The organism is Thermoactinomyces sp. CICC 23799, from assembly GCF_016055145.1.
Taxonomy (GTDB): Bacteria; Bacillota; Bacilli; order Thermoactinomycetales; family Thermoactinomycetaceae; genus Thermoactinomyces; species Thermoactinomyces intermedius.
The window spans coordinates 210,031-227,952 of the sequence record NZ_JAECVV010000007.1 but is presented as its reverse complement, the minus strand read 5'-3'; the positions used below and the strand labels follow the sequence as shown (position 1 = coordinate 227,952).

Genomic DNA, 17,922 nt, shown 5'->3' with positions numbered 1-17,922 from the left:
GGATCCACCCGTTCCCATCCCGAACACGGAAGTTAAGCCCTCCAGCGCCGATGGTACTTGGGGATGACCCCTGGGAGAGTAGGTCGTTGCCAGGCAAAAAAACCACGACGTTTGTACGTCGTGGTTTTTTTGTTGTTTTTACAAGGGTTGAAAAAATGAAGGATTTATATGAATTTTCTATAGGATGTTCCGGTTTTTCTTCGTATAATGGAATCAGAAGAGGTCATTTGCGGCCGGAAGGAGAGGATTTCCATGAAAAGAAATTTTCGTCTTTTGACTTTTGCATTCATCGCGGGGCTTCTTGCTGTTTTTGCGCTTCCCTTGTCGCCGGCCGGGGCGGCGGCGTCCGCGGACAATGACGCAGACGTGTACTTGGAGCATATCATGTGGCTGGCGCAAGAAAAGAAAACCTTAAACAGCGGTCCTTTTCAGGTGGGCAGTTTGCTGGACGAGGTGCAGCAGTGGTGGGGCGAGCCGGATGACGATTCCGGTGTGGCGGCCAACTATTGGGACCGGAACATCCGCTTTATTTATGATCCCGATCAAAAGGGCAACCCTGTCACATGGATTGAAGACTTTGATCCCGCTCTGCAAAAGATCACATTGGAAGAATTGCTCGACACGTTGGGGAAAGCAGACCGGTTTGTGGAAGCGGAAGGAGATTATTATGTCACCTATTCGCTCAACAATGGCCACGAAATCACGTTTGTGTTAAATGTCCCCATGGAAGGGCAAACGTCAAAGGTTTATCTGTATTATGTGACGGAACAGACTCCATAATCCTTTGGAAAAGTCCATCTTCGGATGGATTTTTTTATGGCAAATTGCAGTCGGTCTTCTTTCCATTTTTTCACCGGGTGTGCTATGGTTAGAATATTAAAAAATAAAATCCGAACCAAGGGGATGCACAGTCATGAAAGTGGTACAACGTTCACCTGAACCTTTTTTTTATTCCGGGGGAAAAACGGGCATCCTATTGATACATGGTTTTACCGGGACGCCGTCTGAAATGCGGCCCATGGGAGACTTTTTCAAGGAGAAAGGTTACACCGTTTATGCGCCTTTGTTGGCCGGACATGGCAAAACACCTGAAGATTTGGAGAAAACCGGGTGGCGGGACTGGTGGCAAAGTGCATTGGATGCTTATGATACCATCCGCTCGAAAGCGGACTTGGATCATTTGTTTGTGGCCGGTTTATCGATGGGAGGCGTCCTGTCGCTGCTTCTTGCCGCCGAAAAGCCGATGGACGGGGTCATTCCCATGTGTGCTCCGGTGTGGGTCCGGGACCGGCGGGCGGTTTTGGCCGGGTTTGCTTACCGTTTTTACCGGTTTAAACCCAAAGGAAACCATCCCGATCCGGAAGTGGATGCGTATCTGGTGCCGTTTGACCGGACTCCCGTCAAAAGTGTCGGGGAACTGATGAAATTGCTTCGCCGGTTAAAACGAAATCTGCCCAAAGTGGAAGTTCCGGCTTTGATTATTCAATCGCGGCAAGATGAAACCATCCGGTCACGAAGTGCCAAATATATTTATGAGACCATTTCATCCAGGCACAAACATTTGTCCTGGTATGAGAAATCTTCCCACATCATCACGTTGGACAAAGAGAGAAAAAAACTATTTCATGAAGTGGATGACTTTATCAGGGACGTGTCTTTAACATCCATGAACGATAAGAAGTGAGGTGAAGCATCTGTCGCGGGGAATTCCCCACCGCAGATGAAGTATGATCACAGAACAAGAGATTCGGCGTTTTATGTTGGAACAAGCTTATAAGCCGCTGATGCTGGAAGAACTGATCGAAGTGTTCGGCATCGGGGAAGAAGAACGGGAAGCGTTTGTCAAACTGCTTCAGCAAATGGAAGAAGATGGAAAAATTGTGCAAACCCGGGCCAAACGGTACGGTGTCCCGGAGCGGTTCAACCTGGTGCGCGGCACTTTGCAGGGAACATCCAAAGGATTTGGTTTTGTCATTCCCGATGCGGCCCATCAGGATGATATTTACGTCCATCTCAACGATATGAACGGCGCGTTGGATGGCGATCTGGTGCTGGTGCGCATTCATAAAAGAAAATCGGACCACCGGCGGCCGGAAGGGGAAATTGTCCGTGTGTTGAAACGGGGACGGGACCGCATTGTCGGAACGTTCCGCCGCTTGTCCTCCCATTTCGGCTTTGTGATTCCGGATGATAAACGGATTCCGGCCGATATTTTCATCGCTCACGAGTTGCAGATGAACGCCAGGGACGGGCAGAAGGTGGTCGTCAAACTGCACCAGATTACCGGGCGCCACAGCGCGGAAGGGGAAATCATCGAGATTCTCGGGCATAAGGATGATCCGGGAGTCGACATTCTGTCAATCATCCGAAAACATGGTTTGCCGGAAAAATTCCCCGAAGAAGTGCTGGCCGAAGCAGAGCAAATTCCCGGGGAAATCAGCGAAGAAGAAATCAAGGGAAGGCGCGACTTGCGCGGGCGCACCATGGTGACCATTGACGGGGAAGATGCCAAGGATTTGGATGATGCCGTTTCAGTGGAACGTCTGGAAAACGGCAATGTCCGTCTGGGTGTTCATATTGCCGACGTGAGTTACTACGTCAAAGAGGGTTCTGCTTTGGACCGGGAAGCTTATGAACGGGGATGCAGTGTTTACTTGGTGGACCGGGTGATTCCCATGCTTCCCAAACGTTTGTCCAATGGCATCTGCAGTTTGAATCCCAAAGTGGACCGTCTGACCATGACGTGTGACATGGAGATTGACCCCGAAGGCAATGTGGTGGATTATGACATCTATCCCAGCGTGATCCGGACCAATGAGCGCATGACCTACAGCGATGTCAAAAAAATTGTCGTGGATGAAGACACGGAACTGATCGAGCGGTACCGGCCTTTGGTGGATGATTTCCGCCTGATGGCTGATCTTGCGAAAACCCTTCGCCAAAAACGGTTGCAACGGGGAGCCATCGATTTTAACTTTGCGGAAGCAAAAGTAATCATCAATGAAAAAGGAGAACCGGTGGACATTGTCAAGCGTCCCCGGACCATCGCCGAGCAACTGATCGAAGAATTCATGCTGAAGGCCAATGAAACCGTGGCCGAGCATTTTTACCGCTTGGAAGTTCCGTTCGTGTACCGGATTCATGAAAACCCGGATGCCGAGAAACTGAAAGCTTTTTATGAATTTATCACCAGCTTTGGTTACTCGGTCAAAGGGCGCCCCGATCAGGTCAAACCGCATGCGCTCCAATCCTTGCTGGAGAAGATCCGGGGAAAACGGGAAGAGCATGTCATCAGTACCGTCATGTTGCGTTCGATGAAACAGGCCAAGTATGCCGCGGAATGCATCGGCCACTTTGGTCTGGCGGCTCCTTTCTACAGTCATTTCACGTCGCCGATACGCCGGTACCCGGATCTTTTGATTCACCGGATCATCCGCGAAGTGTTGACCCAAGGAAGCTTGTCGGTGGAGCGGATTGACGAATTAAACGAAATCCTCCCGGACGCAGCCCAACAATCTTCCATCCGCGAACGCATCGCCGTGGATGCCGAAAGAGAAAGCCAGGATTTGAAAATCGCCGAGTTTATGATGGATAAGATCGGGGATGAGTATGAAGGAATCATCAGCAGTGTGACCTCGTTCGGGATCTTTGTGGAACTGCCCAACACCGTGGAAGGGCTGGTGCACGTCAGTTACCTGACAGATGATTATTACCATTATGATGAAAGTTCTTATTCCTTGATCGGCGAACGGACCGGCCGGATCATGCGCATCGGGGACAAAGTGCGGATCAAAGTGAGCGGGGTCAACATTGATGAGCGTAAAATCGACTTTGAACTGTTGGAACATTTCCCTGGCGACGGCGTGGTTTTGAAAAAGAAAGGGAAGAAAATCAAAGCCAAAAAAGCATCCGGGGAAAAAGAGAACAAGCGCGGAAAAAAAGGCAAGTATTATGAAGTGGACCGCGGTGCCTTCCAAGCAAAAGCCAAAGAACAAAAGCAGCACAAGAAAAAGAAGAAGAAAAAGAAAAAATACCGCAATAAAGCAAAGAAAAAATAAGAAAATGCCCTCCGCCCAAAAGCGAAGGAGTTTTCCTTCGCTTTTGGAACGGACCGGAAAAAATGATTGACTTGACAAAACATTTATTGTTAGAATAAAATCTGCTATTCATTTATCAGGAGAACCGGGGCGAGGTGAAAACGATGAAAAACAAAGGCGTCAAGGTGATTGCCAAAAACAAAAAAGCATTTCATGATTATGAAATCAAAGAACAATATGAAGCCGGCATCGTTCTCACCGGAACAGAAATCAAGTCGGTCCGCAAAGGCAGTGTCAATTTGCGCGATGCCTATGCGCGGATAGAAAACGGCGAAGCCTTTGTGATTGGCATGCACATCAGCCCGTTTGAACAGGGAAACCGGTTTAATGTGGATCCCACCCGGACCCGGAAATTACTGATGCACAAAAAAGAGATTGACAAATTGTACGGCTTGATCAAGACGAAGGGGTTAACGTTGGTTCCGCTTGACATTCATTTGCGAAACGGTTTTGCCAAATTGCAGTTGGGACTCGCCCGCGGGAAAAAGCTGTACGATAAACGGGCAACCGCCGCCAAACGGGATGCAGAGCGCATGATCGAACGCAAACTCAAGGAACAAAATTATCGTTAAAAAATGCTTGCATGATTTTCTATATGATGTTATAATCTATAACTGTAGCGAAAAGATTGCTCGATATTTCCTCAGAATCTCGGGGGCGTTCTTGGGATTCGACGGGGACAGATCGAGCGTCAGTAGCGAGCCGAGGGGTTGCGAACTCGTTAAAAACGCAAATGCCAAATGTAACTGGCAAACAAGAAAACTACGCTCTGGCTGCTTAATTAAACCAGCCAGGATCCGCTTCTCCATCGCCTGTGTGGAGTTGCCGGGTCTCATAACCAAGCAGGCTAGCTGACCGATCGGCCACTGATCGGAAAGCGAAACTTGAGTGGCTAGTCTTTCATAACGCCTGTCACTGGGCAGTATGGAAGGCGAAACTTCAATACAGTGACTGCGCTCGGAGAAGCTGGCGTGGCGATGTCTTCGGACAGCGGTTCGACTCCGCTCGCCTCCACCAAAAATGAAATACCATGCTGGAGTAGCTCAGCTGGCAGAGCACTTCACTCGTAATGAAGGGGTCGCAGGTTCGAATCCTGTCTCCAGCACCAGATCAAACCTCTGCGGAATGCAGGGGTTTTTTGATTTTAAAGTGGTGGGGTGGGGAGAATGGAAAGTGGAAGAAGCGCTGAGTGACCAACCTGTCATGACACACCCGCCATTTTTGTTTATTTTCGCCAAAAAGTGGTGCAGTCCGCTTTGTCCGAAAGATTAAATTCGATGATCTTCTCAAGCAGAGCGTAATCCACCGGACGATCCCACGGGATGCGGATCAACTTTTTGGTATAGTCATAGCCGGCTTTGTCAATTTCTTCTTTGGCATGTTCGATCGCAACCTTTTCCGGTGCAACGGCAAGATGTTTTTTCGCGACGCTGAAACCGATAATAAAAGTTCCGTGATCCGTAAACATCGGTTGGTTCCATTTGATTACCGGTTGTAAGTTTGGGTATTTCTTTTTTACCCAAGAGAGAACTTCTTCCACTCTGGCCCGGTGTGACGGATCCGCTATTCCCGCTGTAAATTCACTAAAAACTTCCATGTTCCATGCCTCCTTGAGAAAAAAGATACGTATTTTATTTTATCCTTTTCTTAAGGTCACTTGAATTAAACAAGTTGGTGGTTGGTGGATTCTCTTTTCATCGGGAAAAACTTTGACGCGTTTGTTATGAAACGGATTACGACATATACCTGATCATCAAAAAAAGATGGGAGATTGTGGTATGCAACCGGTTTTTGAGCAATGGAAAACCACCATGGAAACGTGCGGATTGGCTTGTCGGCTCCACGGATGAAACGGTTGTCCGGGAGCTTCGAGAGGCGTTGGGGTTGGATGAAGAACTGGCGGGTTGGTACAGGGAATGTGCCCCGCGGATGGGAGAGCTGGATTTTGGCGGAAATCCGGTTCAATTGTACGGTCCGGAGGAACTGATGGATTTGCAGATGAATTTCAGCCACGATCTGCAAAATATGAAAAGGGATCCGGAGTGGAAAATCGATTGGATTGTGATTGCAGACAAAGGTCTCGATCCTTTGATCTACGACATGAAATCCAAAGGTGTGTATTATGCGCGACATGACCAAAGAGATATTACATTAAAAAGACTATCCCCTGATTTGAAAGGGTGGATCAAGGCGTTGGTTGTGCTGTGTGAGATTTGTTATTTAACGTATCATGGGCGGTTTGTGGACGAAAACGGGGAGATATCCCCAAAGATCTTGCAAGAAATGAAAGAAAAATTAAATGCATTCCTGCCTGGTGAGTGCATTGGGAATTGGTGGTCTCTTCTGGAGTAAAAGCCGGTCAAATGACGGTCTTCTGTCCGGCAAGATGATGTCAGTGAGAGGTTGATTTATTGGAATGGTCCGGAACTTTCCCCGCAAGAGATCGTGGAAAAAGTTTTGATCATGGAACCGGTTGTGACACCTGCTCCGGGTGATGAAAAAGCATCAGAACCAAGGATGTCTCCTCGATGGAAGGAGTTTTTTTTGTACGAAGCAGATGACACAAGATTGTTAACATCATGTGATGGAAGCATGTTAAAATGAATTTGTTTTAATAAATCTGTTATTTAAAAAAATTGAGGAGTGCGTGGGAAAGGAATGGATAAGAGAGAAAGAGAGCATATGGGGAATGAAATTGATCCTGTGACTGTTGAGGATTTAAATGTAGTCAGACGAAGACGAAAGAGAAAGATTATACGCCTGGTGTCTTCTTTTCTCAGCGTGGTTTTGATTCCGGTGATCCTCACGGTTGTTCTCGCCGCTTATGAAGATGAGACCAATGAGTGGGTGCGCAGTTTGTTTGAAGGCGAAAAGAAAGAAACCTACATGGAAAGCTTGAAGCGATTAGCTTCCGAAGGGAACATGCCGGAGTACGAATGCGGCGCGTTGGGTTCCGGCATCACCGATGTACTCAATCGCTGCGGAGAACCGGTTGCGCGGTCAGACTCTTACGATGTCAGCTCGACTGTGACAAGTTTGTACTATCAGTATGGGCACAGGTTGGTTACCCTCGACTTTGAAAATGACCGGTTGAAGGCGATCAAGGTGATGTATGATGCGAAGGAATCATTGTCTGTGGATGAAATGAAACGGGTCTTTGGGACGCCCGTTGAAACGACGGAGAATCAATCGAATTTGAGATCGGATACGGTTTATTATAAATATCATTTATCCGTCTATGACTTGATGTTAAATTTTAACAAACAAACAGGGAAACTGGAAAATATCAATCTGGAGACCACAGAAAAGTACGGCTATACCGGTTCTCCGCGTACACAGTTGAAAACGGAAGTTCATCCGGTTGAGCAAGCAAAGAAAATTTCCGCTGACGGTGGCGTGAAGACGGCCAAACAATTGCATGATTGGATCAGCCGGGGCGATTTGGGTAATTATGATTGCGGACCGCTGGGGACCGCTTATCATGATGTTTTAACCGGAAAATGCGGGACTTATATGAATAATTTATTTCATAAAAAGGTGAACCAACAAAATAAGGAAAAGTTATTGAGCTATCAATTTAAAGACAGGGAAATACAGCTTAAATTTTATAATGACGTTTTAACATCCATATCTGTCCGGGAATTTGAAAATTCCATACCGGTGACAAAAGATGACATTATTCTGGTTTTTGGCAAGCCGGTTCCGAAGAAAAAACCGGCCGTCGACTTCGGGGTTGAGATTGAGAGTTTAACTTATCAAATCAACGGGAACAAAATTCAACTGTTCTTCGATGAAGAAGGCAAAATCGATTATGTGTGGCTTTTTAAAGATGGCTTGTATGATGAAGAATTCGGCTTTTTGTTACCGCAAAAAAAATGACCGGACAAAAAAGCCCTGCACCGGATGTATGCAGGGCTTTTGTCACGGCGGTGAAGCGGGGCCGTTTATTTGTTACAATACATATGGATGAAGTCAAATTGCAGGATGCATCAGAGGGGGAACTTTGTTTGCGTTTAGTCGTTGGAATCACAGGTGCGACCGGAGCCATCTTCGGGATCCGATTGTTGGAATTTTTGCGGGAAACGGGTACGGAAACCCATTTGATTTTATCCAAATGGGGAAGAGCGAACATTGAATTGGAAACGGATTACACGGTTCCGCAAGTGGAAGCGTTGGCGACAGTCTGCCATTCATCACAAAATCTGGCCGCATCGGTTTCCAGCGGTTCTTTTCGTGTCGATGGGATGGTGATTGCACCTTGCAGTATGAAAACATTGGCCTCGATCCGGGCCGGGCTTGCGGACAATCTGGTGACCCGGGCGGCGGACGTGGTTTTAAAGGAACGGAAGAAATTGGTCTTATTAACCCGGGAAATGCCACTGAATGACATTCACTTGGAAAACATGCTGGCCCTGTCGCGCATGGGTGCAACGATTTTGCCGCCGGTACCGGCATTTTACAACCATCCGCAAACGATCGATGATATTGTGGATCATGTGGTCGTGCGCACGTTGGATCAATTCGGGATCGAGGTGAGAAAAGTCAGACGCTGGCAGGGGATTGAAACGGGAAAAGACCGAAGCTGAAGCCTGGAGGAAGAAGGCCGGGCTTTTTTATTTTTTCCCAAAGCCGGGTTCATTCATGGTAAAATGAAGAGAAACATGTTTATCCTTACGAAAAGACCGGAGGTTTTTGAATGAAATTTTTTAAAATGAGGGAACCCGTCAATACCTGGACGCATTTCATTACGTTTTTGGCGGCTGTCATCGGGCTTTTTTTCCTGATCGGTATCAGTTGGCCCGATCCCTCGACGCTGGTGACGATGACGATTTACGGTGTAAGTGTGATTTTGCTGTATGGCGCCAGTTCTTTGTACCATTGGGTTGTGACGACTCCCGAAAAAGAATTGATCTTCAGGAAAATGGACCATTGCGCCATTTATTTGTTGATCGCCGGTTCGTACACTCCGGTCTTTTATTATGGCCTGGACGGAACTTTTCAATGGGTGATGCTTAGCTGTGTATGGGGATTGTCGGTTCTCGGCATCGTACTGAAGCTGTTTTTCATGCACGTTCCGCGTTATGTTTCGACTACATTTTACCTGACTTTGGGATGGATCGCCGTGGTTCCGTTTGTTAAATTGGTTCATGCCCTGCCAACCGGTGCGATCTTGTTGATGATTTTGGGAGGGGTGTTTTATACCGTCGGAGCTGTCATCTATGCGACCAAATGGCCGGATTTCTTTCCGGGCAAATTGGGTTTTCATGAAATATTTCACTTGTTTATTATGGCCGGCACCGTTGTTCATTTTGCAATGATGGTGATATACATTTTGCCGATCGGATTGGGAAATGCATGATTCCGGTGGAGTTTGGCTGACCGGCAGGTTCCGTTCGGACTTGCCGGTCAGCTTTTCTTCTCGGAAAGCGGCAAGTTCCTGCTTCAAAAACGCCATTATTTTTATATTATAATTGTATAGCAAAATAAAAGAATATATTATTTGTTTTAAATGTTAATAAAGGAGGCGAAAAGACATGGTGATTGGTGATTTGCTGAACAGCCGGGCGGAACTGTCCCCGCACTTGGAAGCACTCATTTATAACGGCGAGCGCCTTACTTTCCGCGAATACAAGCAGAAAGTGAACCAGCTGGCCAATTATTTGCTGAGTCTCAACGTGAAACATGGAGACCGTGTTGCCATGCTTTGTAAAAATACATACGCATTTCCGATCATATACTTAGCGGCAGCCAAAATCGGCGCGGTTACGGTTCCTGTGAATTGCCGGTTAAAACCGGTTGAGGTTCAGTATATTTTAAAAGACTGTCAAGCCAAGGTTTTATTATATGATGAGGATTTCAAAGACAGCCTGGAGATGCTTCCGGATTGTGTGGAGAAAGTGATCTGCGTTTTTCAAGGTGAACGGGCGTCGGAGCAATTCAACAGCATTTTTTATACTGAATCGGATGAAGAACCCAACGTGGAAGTCCATAAAAACGATATTGCCACCATTATTTACACTTCCGGAACCACCGGAAACCCCAAAGGGGTGATCAGTACACACGCCAATGTGTATGCGGCGGGATTGGCCAATGTGAACACGTTGGATCTTCGCAAGGCCGACCGTTTTTTGTTTGTGACACCGCTTTTTCATATCAGCGGCATGATGTTTATCATCAATTCACTGATCCGGGGAATGGCCTTGGTGATCGCATCCAATTTTACTCCTTCCCAACTGTGGAACCTGATTGATGAAGAGAAGATCACCGGGATGATGTCGGTGCCGTCGATGTTGCCCTTTATGTTGGAAATGTTGAAGACTATCGATAGGGACATTTTTTCTTTGCGAGGAATTGTTTGCGGCGGTTCCTTGGTGCCGGAAAATTACATCAAGGCTTTTCACGATTTGGGATTTGCCGTGATCCAGGTTTACGGAGCCACCGAATTCACTGGTGCCGCCACCTATTTCTTGCCGGAGATGGACATCAACCGCTGTCATTCTGTCGGGAAAGGATTATACCTGACGGAAATCAAAATCATCGATCCGTTGACAGGGGTGGAGTGTGCTCCCGGAGAAATCGGGGAAATCTTGGTGCGCGGGGATCAGGTGTTTGCCGGCTATTGGAATAATCCGGAGGAAACGGCAAAGGTATTGAAGAACGGATGGTACCACACGCAAGATTTGGGACGGATGGATGAAGAAGGGTATTTGTATGTGATCGACCGTCTCCGCGACATGATCGTTTGTGGCGGGGAAAAAGTGTTCCCGGCCCAAGTGGAAGCCGTGCTTCTGCAAATGGAAGGAATCGCGGAGGTGGCCGTCGTGGGGGTCAAGCATCCGGTTTGGGGAGAATTGCCCCGGGCATACATTGTGAAAGCGGAAGGCCATGATATCACCAAGGACGAAGTGATTCGTCATGCGCGTGAAAACCTGGCGGATTACAAGTTGATCGATGTGGAGTTTATCGAGGAGCTTCCCAAAAACAGCATGGGGAAAGTTTTAAAATATGTATTGCGTGAGTATGCTTCCCGTGCCAATTAACCTCCAAGGACGGTTATCTGATCGGGTTAACCGTCCTTGAATGTTTTTCAGGAGAAGTGTCCTGCAAGGGAGGAATATTCAAAATAATAGATCTATTTTTTAGGAAATAAATTTTAAAGAAAAGACTTTACAAACATATGTTCGTACTTTAAAATAGAATTATCATCACTGGAAAAAAGGGGAGCAATCATGAGCAAGAAAATCACTGAAAGAGATACAAAAGCGACCATTTTAAAAGCGCTTCGTGAAGCAGAAAAGAAAATTGCGGAACTGGAAAAAGGAAAATTGGATGCAGCCAAAGAGGCGAAAAAGAAGAAAGAAGCCGAAATCACCAACAAAGCCGATCGATTGATGGAAGGAAACATCGAGGGAAAAATCACTGATTTATCCAAATCCGTTGTTCAGCTGCTGACGAAAATCGACAGTGATTTAAAAGAACAGACCAAGAACCTGCAGACGGTCAAAGAAGCCATTGCCATCAAAGAAGCCGAACTCAAAGAACTGTTTGATATCGAGAAACAGGCGCACACCCTTGCGGGATTGGTCAATGCTCATCAGGAACTGAAATTATCCCAAGAGAAAGAATTGGCCGAAGAGAAGGAAAAGGCGACCAACGAACTGGAAGAGATCAAAAAGCAAATCGAGATTGCACGCAAAGAGTACCAAACTATGCTGAAAGAGCAAAAAGAAGCATTGGAATTGCAGAAAAAAAGAGGCGAAGAAGAATTCAAATACGAATTTGCCCGCCAGAAAAAACAATCATATGACCAGTTGGAAGATGAACTGGCGAGCAAGCGGAAAGAGTTTGAAGCGGAAGTCGAAAAAACGACGAAAGAACTGGACGCTTATAAAGCCCAATTGGATGAACGTGAAGAAAAGCTCGTGAAACGGGAAGAGAAAATGAAAGAGTTGGAAGAGGAAGTGGCTTCCATCCCGGACAAAATCGCGGAAGTGAAAAAAGAAGCGAAGGAAAAAGCGGACGCAGAGATGAAAAAAGTATTGGCCATCCGCGAAGCCGCCTTCAAAAAAGAAGTGGAAGCGGACAAAAAGATCCTTGAAACCGAATGCGAAAACCTCAAAAAGCAACTGCAAGCATCCCACGAAACGATTTCCGAACTGCAGAACAAGCTGGATGAAGCCTATAAGCGCATTCAGGAAATGGGGATCCAAATGGTTTCCAGTTCCAATGAGTCCAAAACCTTCGATAAAATCGCCGCCCTCGTGTCAGAGAAAAATCATTCAAAATAAAACCGGACTTAAACCCATTCCTCCCCCAAAGGCAATACTAGTTGTTCATACATATCGGAAGACGGCTCAACAAAATTGGACAGCGACACCCCGACCAACCGGACGCCGGCTGTATAATCAAAGGCATCCAGCAACTCCTCCAAAACTTTGGACCAGTCGGCGCCCGGTTTTGTTGTTCGTTGCTTGGAATGCATTGTAAAATCAGCGTATTTGATTTTCAGGGTGAGGGTTTGCGGCCGGATTTTTTTCTTTTTCAGTTTTTGCTCGGTCTCCGCGAGAAGGCCGTGGGCGATCCGGGAGATTTCCTCCCTGTCATACAAGTCTGAAGGCAAGGTGATTTCCCGGCCGTGGGATTTCGGGGAACGATCGGTGACTATATCGCGGTCATCCTGTCCGCGGGCGCGGTAATATAAATCATGCCCAAACTTGCCAAACATCGCCGTCACTTCTTCCAAAGACAAGCGCCAGAAATCACGGACCGTTTCCACTCCCATGGCGCGCAAACGCTTTTGTGATTTTTTTCCGATCCCGTGCAAAGCGCCGATCGGCAAATCTTTTAACACCGCCATGGCTTGTCCGGGCCGTATGATGACAAAGGCATCCGGCTTTTTTAAGTCACTGGCAATTTTGGCCATGGATTTGTTGTAGGAAAGGCCGATGCTGCATGTAAGCCCGGTTTCCTCCCGGATACGCCGCTTGATTTCGCGTGCGACGGGAACGGCATTGTCATAATGGGAGACATCCAGATAGGCTTCATCCAATCCGACGGTTTCGAAGCGGTCGCTGTATTCGGTGTAGATGTTCCGTACTTGACGGGATTTTTCCCGGTAGCGTTCATACCTTACCGGCAAGAAAATGCCTTTTGGACACAGTTTCCGGGCTTTGGCGGTCGGCATGGCCGAGTGGATGCCGTATTTCCTGGCTTCATAGCTGCAGGTGGAAACCACACCGCGGCTCTTCAGTCCGCCGACAATGACGGGTTTTCCCCGCAGTTCAGGGTAATCCAGTTGTTCCACGCTGGCAAAAAAGGCATCCAAATCCAGATGCAAGATTTTTTTCATGGTGCTTTCACCTTCTGTGCAAACCGCAGTGAATGAAATCAAAAGGGTTTCTCGTCTGCCATTCGTGTTGTTTTCCCGGTGTTTTGTCATGGTTATTATACCAAAAGACATGAGCAGTCATCATTTCAAAACAATGGAAAATTTAAAATCATCCGATAAAAAGGTTTCTTGTAGTTTGGGGTTTTGATAAAATTTTTGTTTGTGAATTTTAAAAATTCCGTCTGGAGGGATTGGATGAGAAAATTCACTGCCGTCGCTTTTTCTTTGATCACCGTGTTCAGCATGTCTTGACCAAGGTCATGAGTGAGGGGAAAGCCTGTGCCCCAAAAAGGGACACAGGCTTTTCATCAGGATTTGGAGGTGGTCAGGTCAAAGGTGGGAATTACTTCAGGGATTGCAGTTGTCGGGTCAGGGTATGAGCGGAATGATGCAATTTTTTTCGTTCTTCTTCCGTGAGATTGAGTTCGATGACTTCGCGAACCCCGGAGCGGTTAATGACAGCCGGGACTCCCAAACAGATGTCTTTCAGCCCGTATTCTCCTTTCAGAAGCGTGGAGACGGTCAGGATTGCATTTTCATCTCGGAAGATGGCTTGCGTCAAACGCACCAGCCCCATGGCGATCGCGTAGTAGGTGGCCCCTTTCAGATCAATGATCTGGTATGCGGCATCCCGCACTTGGGTGAACAGTTGATCCAACTGCTCTTTGTCCGGGCCTTTTCCTTCTTTCAAATAATCGGAGACCGGACGGGTGCCGATATAGGCATGGCTCCAAACCGGAAGTTCCGTGTCGCCGTGTTCGCCAATGATATAGGCGTGCACGTTTTGCGGGTTGACTTGGTAAGCTTCGCCGAGCAAATAGCGGAAGCGTGCCGTATCCAGAATAGTTCCCGATCCGATGACGCGGTGAGCCGGGAACCCGGAATATTTCATGGTGAGAAAGGACAGGATGTCAACGGGATTGGTGGCGACCAGAAACAGGCCGTCAAAACCGCTTTTCATCACTTCTGCAACGATGGTTTGAAAGATCTTTGCATTCTTAGAGACCAAATCTAGACGGGTTTCTCCCGGCTTTTGGTTAGCCCCGGCGGTTATGACGACCAGATCGGCATCGTGACAGTCCTCATAATCTCCGGCCCGGACACAAATGCGTGATCCGAAGGGAGAAGCGTGGTTTAAATCCATCGCATCCCCTTCCGCCTTTTTCTTGTTGATGTCAATCAGGACCAGTTCATTGGCCAATCCTTGATTCAACACCGCAAAAGCATAGCTGGATCCGACAAATCCGGTCCCGATCAAAGCGATTTTTCTTTTCATCGTACAACACTCCCCACTTCTGTTTCAGCTTAGTGGAACAGAAAGCTCAAAAGGTAGATAAAGATACAAGTCAGCAGCAGGAAGGAAAGGCTGACTTTTAACGACTTGCGGAACAAATCGGATTCCTGTCCCGCTTTGCCGACAGCTGCTGTGGCAATGGCCACGGATTGCGGACTCAACAGTTTTCCGATCACCCCCCCGCTGGTGTTTGCGGCGACCAACCACGCCGGGGATGCCCCGATTTGTTGTGCGGTCACCAGTTGCAAGTTGGCAAACAGGGCGTTGTTTGCAACGACCGACCCGGTCAGGAAAACGCCGAGCCATCCCAAAACCGGTGAGAAAAACGGGAAGAGCCCGCCGGTTTTGGCAAGGGTTAACCCCAAGGTGGAGGAGATGCCTGAATAATTGGCGACATATGCAAAGGAAAGCACAAAACCAATCGTGATCACCGGTTTCCACAGTTCCGACCATGTTTCCTTGACCAGTTGAATCGTCGTTTTCAGATCCACCCTGAACAACCAAAGGGTCAAAAGGACGGAGAAGAAAATGGCGGTTCCGGTGGAAGAGATCCAATCCAGTTTTAAGATGGCATCATAAGGAGTCAATTTTTCTGCAATGGGCGGTGCGATGAGAATCTTTTGATGCAATCCGGGAATGTTCAGATACGTGGTCAGAAAAGCCAGCGGCCCGCCGGGATCAAATAATTGCTTAAAACCATGGCTGCTCCACAGTCCGATGATTCCTGTTAAGATGTAAAACGGCGACCATGCTTTGACCACTTCCAAAAGGGTGACCTGCTTCGGCGGTGCGGATGGCACCCCATGTTGGAGTTGAAATGTTTTTTTCGGTTTCCAATGTCTCGACAAGAGAACTAACGCCCCCATGCTGATGAGCGATGAAGTGATATTGGCCAGTTCCGGGCCGATCCACGTCACGGTCAGATATTGTGTAAGTGTGTAGGAGCCGGCCACGGCCATCAGTGCCGGAAAGGTTTCTTTGATCCCCCGGAAGCGATCGATCATCCACACCATCAGAAACGGGACAAGGAAAGAGATGACAGGCAATTGGATGCCGAGAATTTTGGAGAGCGTCATTTTGTCGATGCCGGATACCTGACCGGCGACAATCACCGGAATTCCGATGGCTCCATAAGCCCCGGAGGCCGCATTGGCAATCAGGCAGAGAGAAGCGGCCTGCAAAGGTTTGAAACCGAGTTGCACCAACAGTGCAGCGGAGATGGCAATCGGAACCCCGAACCCGGCGGCTCCTTCCAAAAACGCGTTGAAGGAAAAACCGATCAGCAACAGTTGCAGACGCTGGTCTTGGGAAATGGCGATGATGCTGGACCGGATGACATCGAATTGGCCGGTCTTGACCGTGATTTTGTACAGCAAGACGGCGGTGATGACAATCCAGGCAATCGGCCACAACCCGTATGCAAAGCCAAAACCGGCGGCGCCGGCAGCCATCTGGACAGGCATGTGATAGAAAAGGATTGCAATCATCAACGCAATCAAGGTGGTATATACAGCCGCAATGTGGCCTTTTAAGCGTAACATTGTGAGAGATATCACAAAGAAGGCGATAGGAACGGCGGCAATCAGCGCCGACAGCCAAGGGCTATCAAATGGATGATAAGTTTGGGTCCACAGATTCATGGGGAACACCTCGTTCCAGTCAAAGTGGCCTGGTTTTCCATACAATAATGAATGGTTTCCAAAGAAAATCAATTTTATTCCAACGGCCTGCTGGTGACTGTTTCATGGGATGATGGATCCATCACCTACAGTATACTTCCGGAAGATGGGAAAAGAAATGGACATAATGTGAAAACTTTCGCATTAAGAAGCGAGGGGCTTAGATTTTCTCCTTCAAAAACCTTGTAATTACAATGTTTGTAGTGTGATTGAACAATGATTTTTTGTGAAATAATGAACATTAACTTACCCGAAGAAGTCAGAAAGGGAACCAAAATAAAAAGCCCGCCACCGGGCTTTTTCATGTTCCTGTTAAAATGTTTCATGATGGAGTACCTGTTCCATGGGAATCATTTCTTTGGCCGGCGGTTCATGGGCGGGATAACCCAGTCCCAAAATGGCAACAACACGGTAATCGCCGGGGATTTTCAAATGTTTGCGGGCATAATCCTCTCTTTTTTTCGATTCCGCTTCATCCTCGGAATGATAAACCGCTCCCCAAGCCGCTCCGAGCCCCAGGGACGCGGCAGTAAGCCATAAGTATCCCCCGGCGATGGAGGCGTCTTGCAACCAATATTTGCTGATCTTCGGATTGGAAATGATGGCGATTCCGGCTGATGCTTGTTGAAGCCATTTCATATAAGGAGTGGTTTCAGCCAATGCCGCCAATGTTTCTTTGTTTTGGATCACAATAAATTCACGGGAAGGCAAATTATTGCCGCTCGGGGCCAAATACAGCGATTGAAGCAAAGTGTTCATGGCTTCTCCGGGAATGGGATCCGGTCTGAATTTTGTGATTTCGCGTCGCTTTTTGATGGCAGACAGTACATCCATGGCGATGCCCCTTTCTCTAAATCCGTGTATTTGGATGGATATTTATTGTTTTCCCTTTCAATGTACAGCCAAAGCGATTCCACGTCAAATCGACGAACATTTTAGCCGGAATCGGATCTTGACGGATTGGTATAATAATTTGAAAACAGGAGGAGGGCCGGAAATGGTTTATCAATTGAAAATGAAACGGATCTATGAACCGCCTGCCCGCGAAGATGGGAAACGGATTTTGGTTGATCGCTTGTGGCCCCGCGGAGTCAAAAAAGAGCAAGCCCGTTTGGATGAATGGATGAAAGAGATTGCACCGAGTTCGGAGTTGCGCCGATGGTTTGGCCACCGGTCGGATCGGTTTGAGCAGTTTCGTGTGCTTTACCGGAAGGAGTTGGCGGCCGATCCCGGACGCAGACAATGGGTGGAGCGGATTTGCCGGTATTTGCAAGAAGATCATGTCACCCTCCTTTACGCAGCCAAAGATCCGATCCACAACCATGCCGCAGTTCTGCGGGAATGGGTGAAACAGCAATATTTGGACAACCCATAACCCAAATTTGTACAAAGAGGTTGGACAAAAATTGGGATGAAAACGTTTTCTCTTTCCCGCGTTTTTTCCTTATACTGAAGAAAGAAAGG

At 47.5% G+C, this 17,922-nt stretch carries 16 protein-coding genes, 1 tRNA gene, 1 rRNA gene and 1 other RNA gene; 14 read left to right on the top strand and 5 right to left on the bottom strand.

The features are described 5' to 3' along the window. The 7 genes from rrf to I8U21_RS11240 all read left to right on the top strand — a co-directional run. Window positions 1-95, top strand: a 5S ribosomal RNA gene (rrf, locus tag I8U21_RS11270); the annotation flags it as partial. 157 nt (window positions 96-252) lie between these two features. After that, a complete protein-coding gene (locus I8U21_RS11265; RefSeq protein WP_181731428.1) occupies window positions 253-780 on the top strand; it encodes a DUF4309 domain-containing protein in 528 nt (175 codons plus the stop codon). Window positions 781-913: 133 nt separating this feature from the next. Then, window positions 914-1,684: an alpha/beta hydrolase gene (locus I8U21_RS11260; protein WP_181731429.1), complete on the top strand. Its 771-nt coding sequence runs from the start codon at window positions 914-916 to the stop codon at window positions 1,682-1,684. Window positions 1,685-1,727: 43 nt separating this feature from the next. After that, window positions 1,728-4,058: a ribonuclease R gene (rnr, locus tag I8U21_RS11255; RefSeq protein ID WP_181731430.1), complete on the top strand. Its 2,331-nt coding sequence runs from the start codon at window positions 1,728-1,730 to the stop codon at window positions 4,056-4,058. Window positions 4,059-4,201: 143 nt separating this feature from the next. Further along, complete coding sequence (gene smpB / locus I8U21_RS11250; protein ID WP_037996146.1) at window positions 4,202-4,669, top strand: SsrA-binding protein SmpB; 468 nt, start codon at window positions 4,202-4,204, stop codon at window positions 4,667-4,669. 81 nt (window positions 4,670-4,750) lie between these two features. Continuing rightward, window positions 4,751-5,114: a transfer-messenger RNA gene (gene ssrA / locus I8U21_RS11245) on the top strand. A gap of 15 nt (window positions 5,115-5,129) precedes the next feature. After that, window positions 5,130-5,205 (top strand) — tRNA-Thr (locus I8U21_RS11240). A 117-nt stretch (window positions 5,206-5,322) separates the two neighbouring features. Here I8U21_RS11240 and I8U21_RS11235 read toward each other — a convergent pair. Next, window positions 5,323-5,694: an iron chaperone gene (locus I8U21_RS11235; protein WP_181731431.1), complete on the bottom strand. Its 372-nt coding sequence runs from the start codon at window positions 5,692-5,694 to the stop codon at window positions 5,323-5,325. Window positions 5,695-5,870: 176 nt separating this feature from the next. Between I8U21_RS11235 and I8U21_RS11230 the strand changes: the two genes are divergently transcribed. The 6 genes from I8U21_RS11230 (at window position 5,871) to I8U21_RS11205 (ending at window position 12,385) form a co-directional block, all read left to right on the top strand. After that, the gene (locus tag I8U21_RS11230) at window positions 5,871-6,449 is read left to right on the top strand and encodes a hypothetical protein (protein WP_198053932.1); all 579 of its coding nucleotides are present in this window, start codon (window positions 5,871-5,873) and stop codon (window positions 6,447-6,449) included. 306 nt (window positions 6,450-6,755) lie between these two features. Next, the gene (locus I8U21_RS11225; protein ID WP_198053931.1) at window positions 6,756-7,976 is read left to right on the top strand and encodes a DUF4309 domain-containing protein; all 1,221 of its coding nucleotides are present in this window, start codon (window positions 6,756-6,758) and stop codon (window positions 7,974-7,976) included. Window positions 7,977-8,104: 128 nt separating this feature from the next. Then, window positions 8,105-8,683: a non-oxidative hydroxyarylic acid decarboxylases subunit B gene (locus I8U21_RS11220; protein WP_269747554.1), complete on the top strand. Its 579-nt coding sequence runs from the start codon at window positions 8,105-8,107 to the stop codon at window positions 8,681-8,683. A 110-nt stretch (window positions 8,684-8,793) separates the two neighbouring features. Beyond that, the gene (gene trhA, locus I8U21_RS11215; RefSeq protein WP_198053930.1) at window positions 8,794-9,456 is read left to right on the top strand and encodes a PAQR family membrane homeostasis protein TrhA; all 663 of its coding nucleotides are present in this window, start codon (window positions 8,794-8,796) and stop codon (window positions 9,454-9,456) included. Window positions 9,457-9,631: 175 nt separating this feature from the next. Continuing rightward, on the top strand, window positions 9,632-11,137 hold the full coding sequence (locus tag I8U21_RS11210; RefSeq protein ID WP_181731436.1) for a class I adenylate-forming enzyme family protein: 1,506 nt from the start codon (window positions 9,632-9,634) through the stop codon (window positions 11,135-11,137). A gap of 189 nt (window positions 11,138-11,326) precedes the next feature. Continuing rightward, window positions 11,327-12,385 carry a coiled-coil domain-containing protein gene (locus tag I8U21_RS11205; protein ID WP_181731437.1) on the top strand — a complete coding sequence of 353 codons (1,059 nt, stop codon included), beginning with the start codon at window positions 11,327-11,329 and terminating at the stop codon, window positions 12,383-12,385. Between the two features lie 8 nt (window positions 12,386-12,393). Here I8U21_RS11205 and I8U21_RS11200 read toward each other — a convergent pair whose 3' ends face one another. The 4 genes from I8U21_RS11200 to I8U21_RS11185 form a co-directional block, all read right to left on the bottom strand. Continuing rightward, the gene (locus I8U21_RS11200; RefSeq protein WP_181731438.1) at window positions 12,394-13,446 is read right to left on the bottom strand and encodes a DNA polymerase IV; all 1,053 of its coding nucleotides are present in this window, start codon (window positions 13,444-13,446) and stop codon (window positions 12,394-12,396) included. A gap of 382 nt (window positions 13,447-13,828) precedes the next feature. Beyond that, a complete protein-coding gene (locus tag I8U21_RS11195; protein WP_181731439.1) occupies window positions 13,829-14,761 on the bottom strand; it encodes an L-lactate dehydrogenase in 933 nt (310 codons plus the stop codon). 29 nt (window positions 14,762-14,790) lie between these two features. After that, on the bottom strand, window positions 14,791-16,419 hold the full coding sequence (locus tag I8U21_RS11190) for a lactate permease LctP family transporter (protein ID WP_198053929.1): 1,629 nt from the start codon (window positions 16,417-16,419) through the stop codon (window positions 14,791-14,793). 351 nt (window positions 16,420-16,770) lie between these two features. Further along, window positions 16,771-17,292: a nitroreductase family protein gene (locus tag I8U21_RS11185; protein ID WP_198053928.1), complete on the bottom strand. Its 522-nt coding sequence runs from the start codon at window positions 17,290-17,292 to the stop codon at window positions 16,771-16,773. 163 nt (window positions 17,293-17,455) lie between these two features. Here I8U21_RS11185 and I8U21_RS11180 point away from each other — a divergent pair, with 163 nt between their 5' ends. Beyond that, window positions 17,456-17,833 (top strand): DUF488 domain-containing protein, encoded by a 378-nt coding sequence (locus I8U21_RS11180; protein WP_198053927.1) that lies wholly within the window; start codon window positions 17,456-17,458, stop codon window positions 17,831-17,833. Window positions 17,834-17,922: the final 89 nt, after the last annotated feature.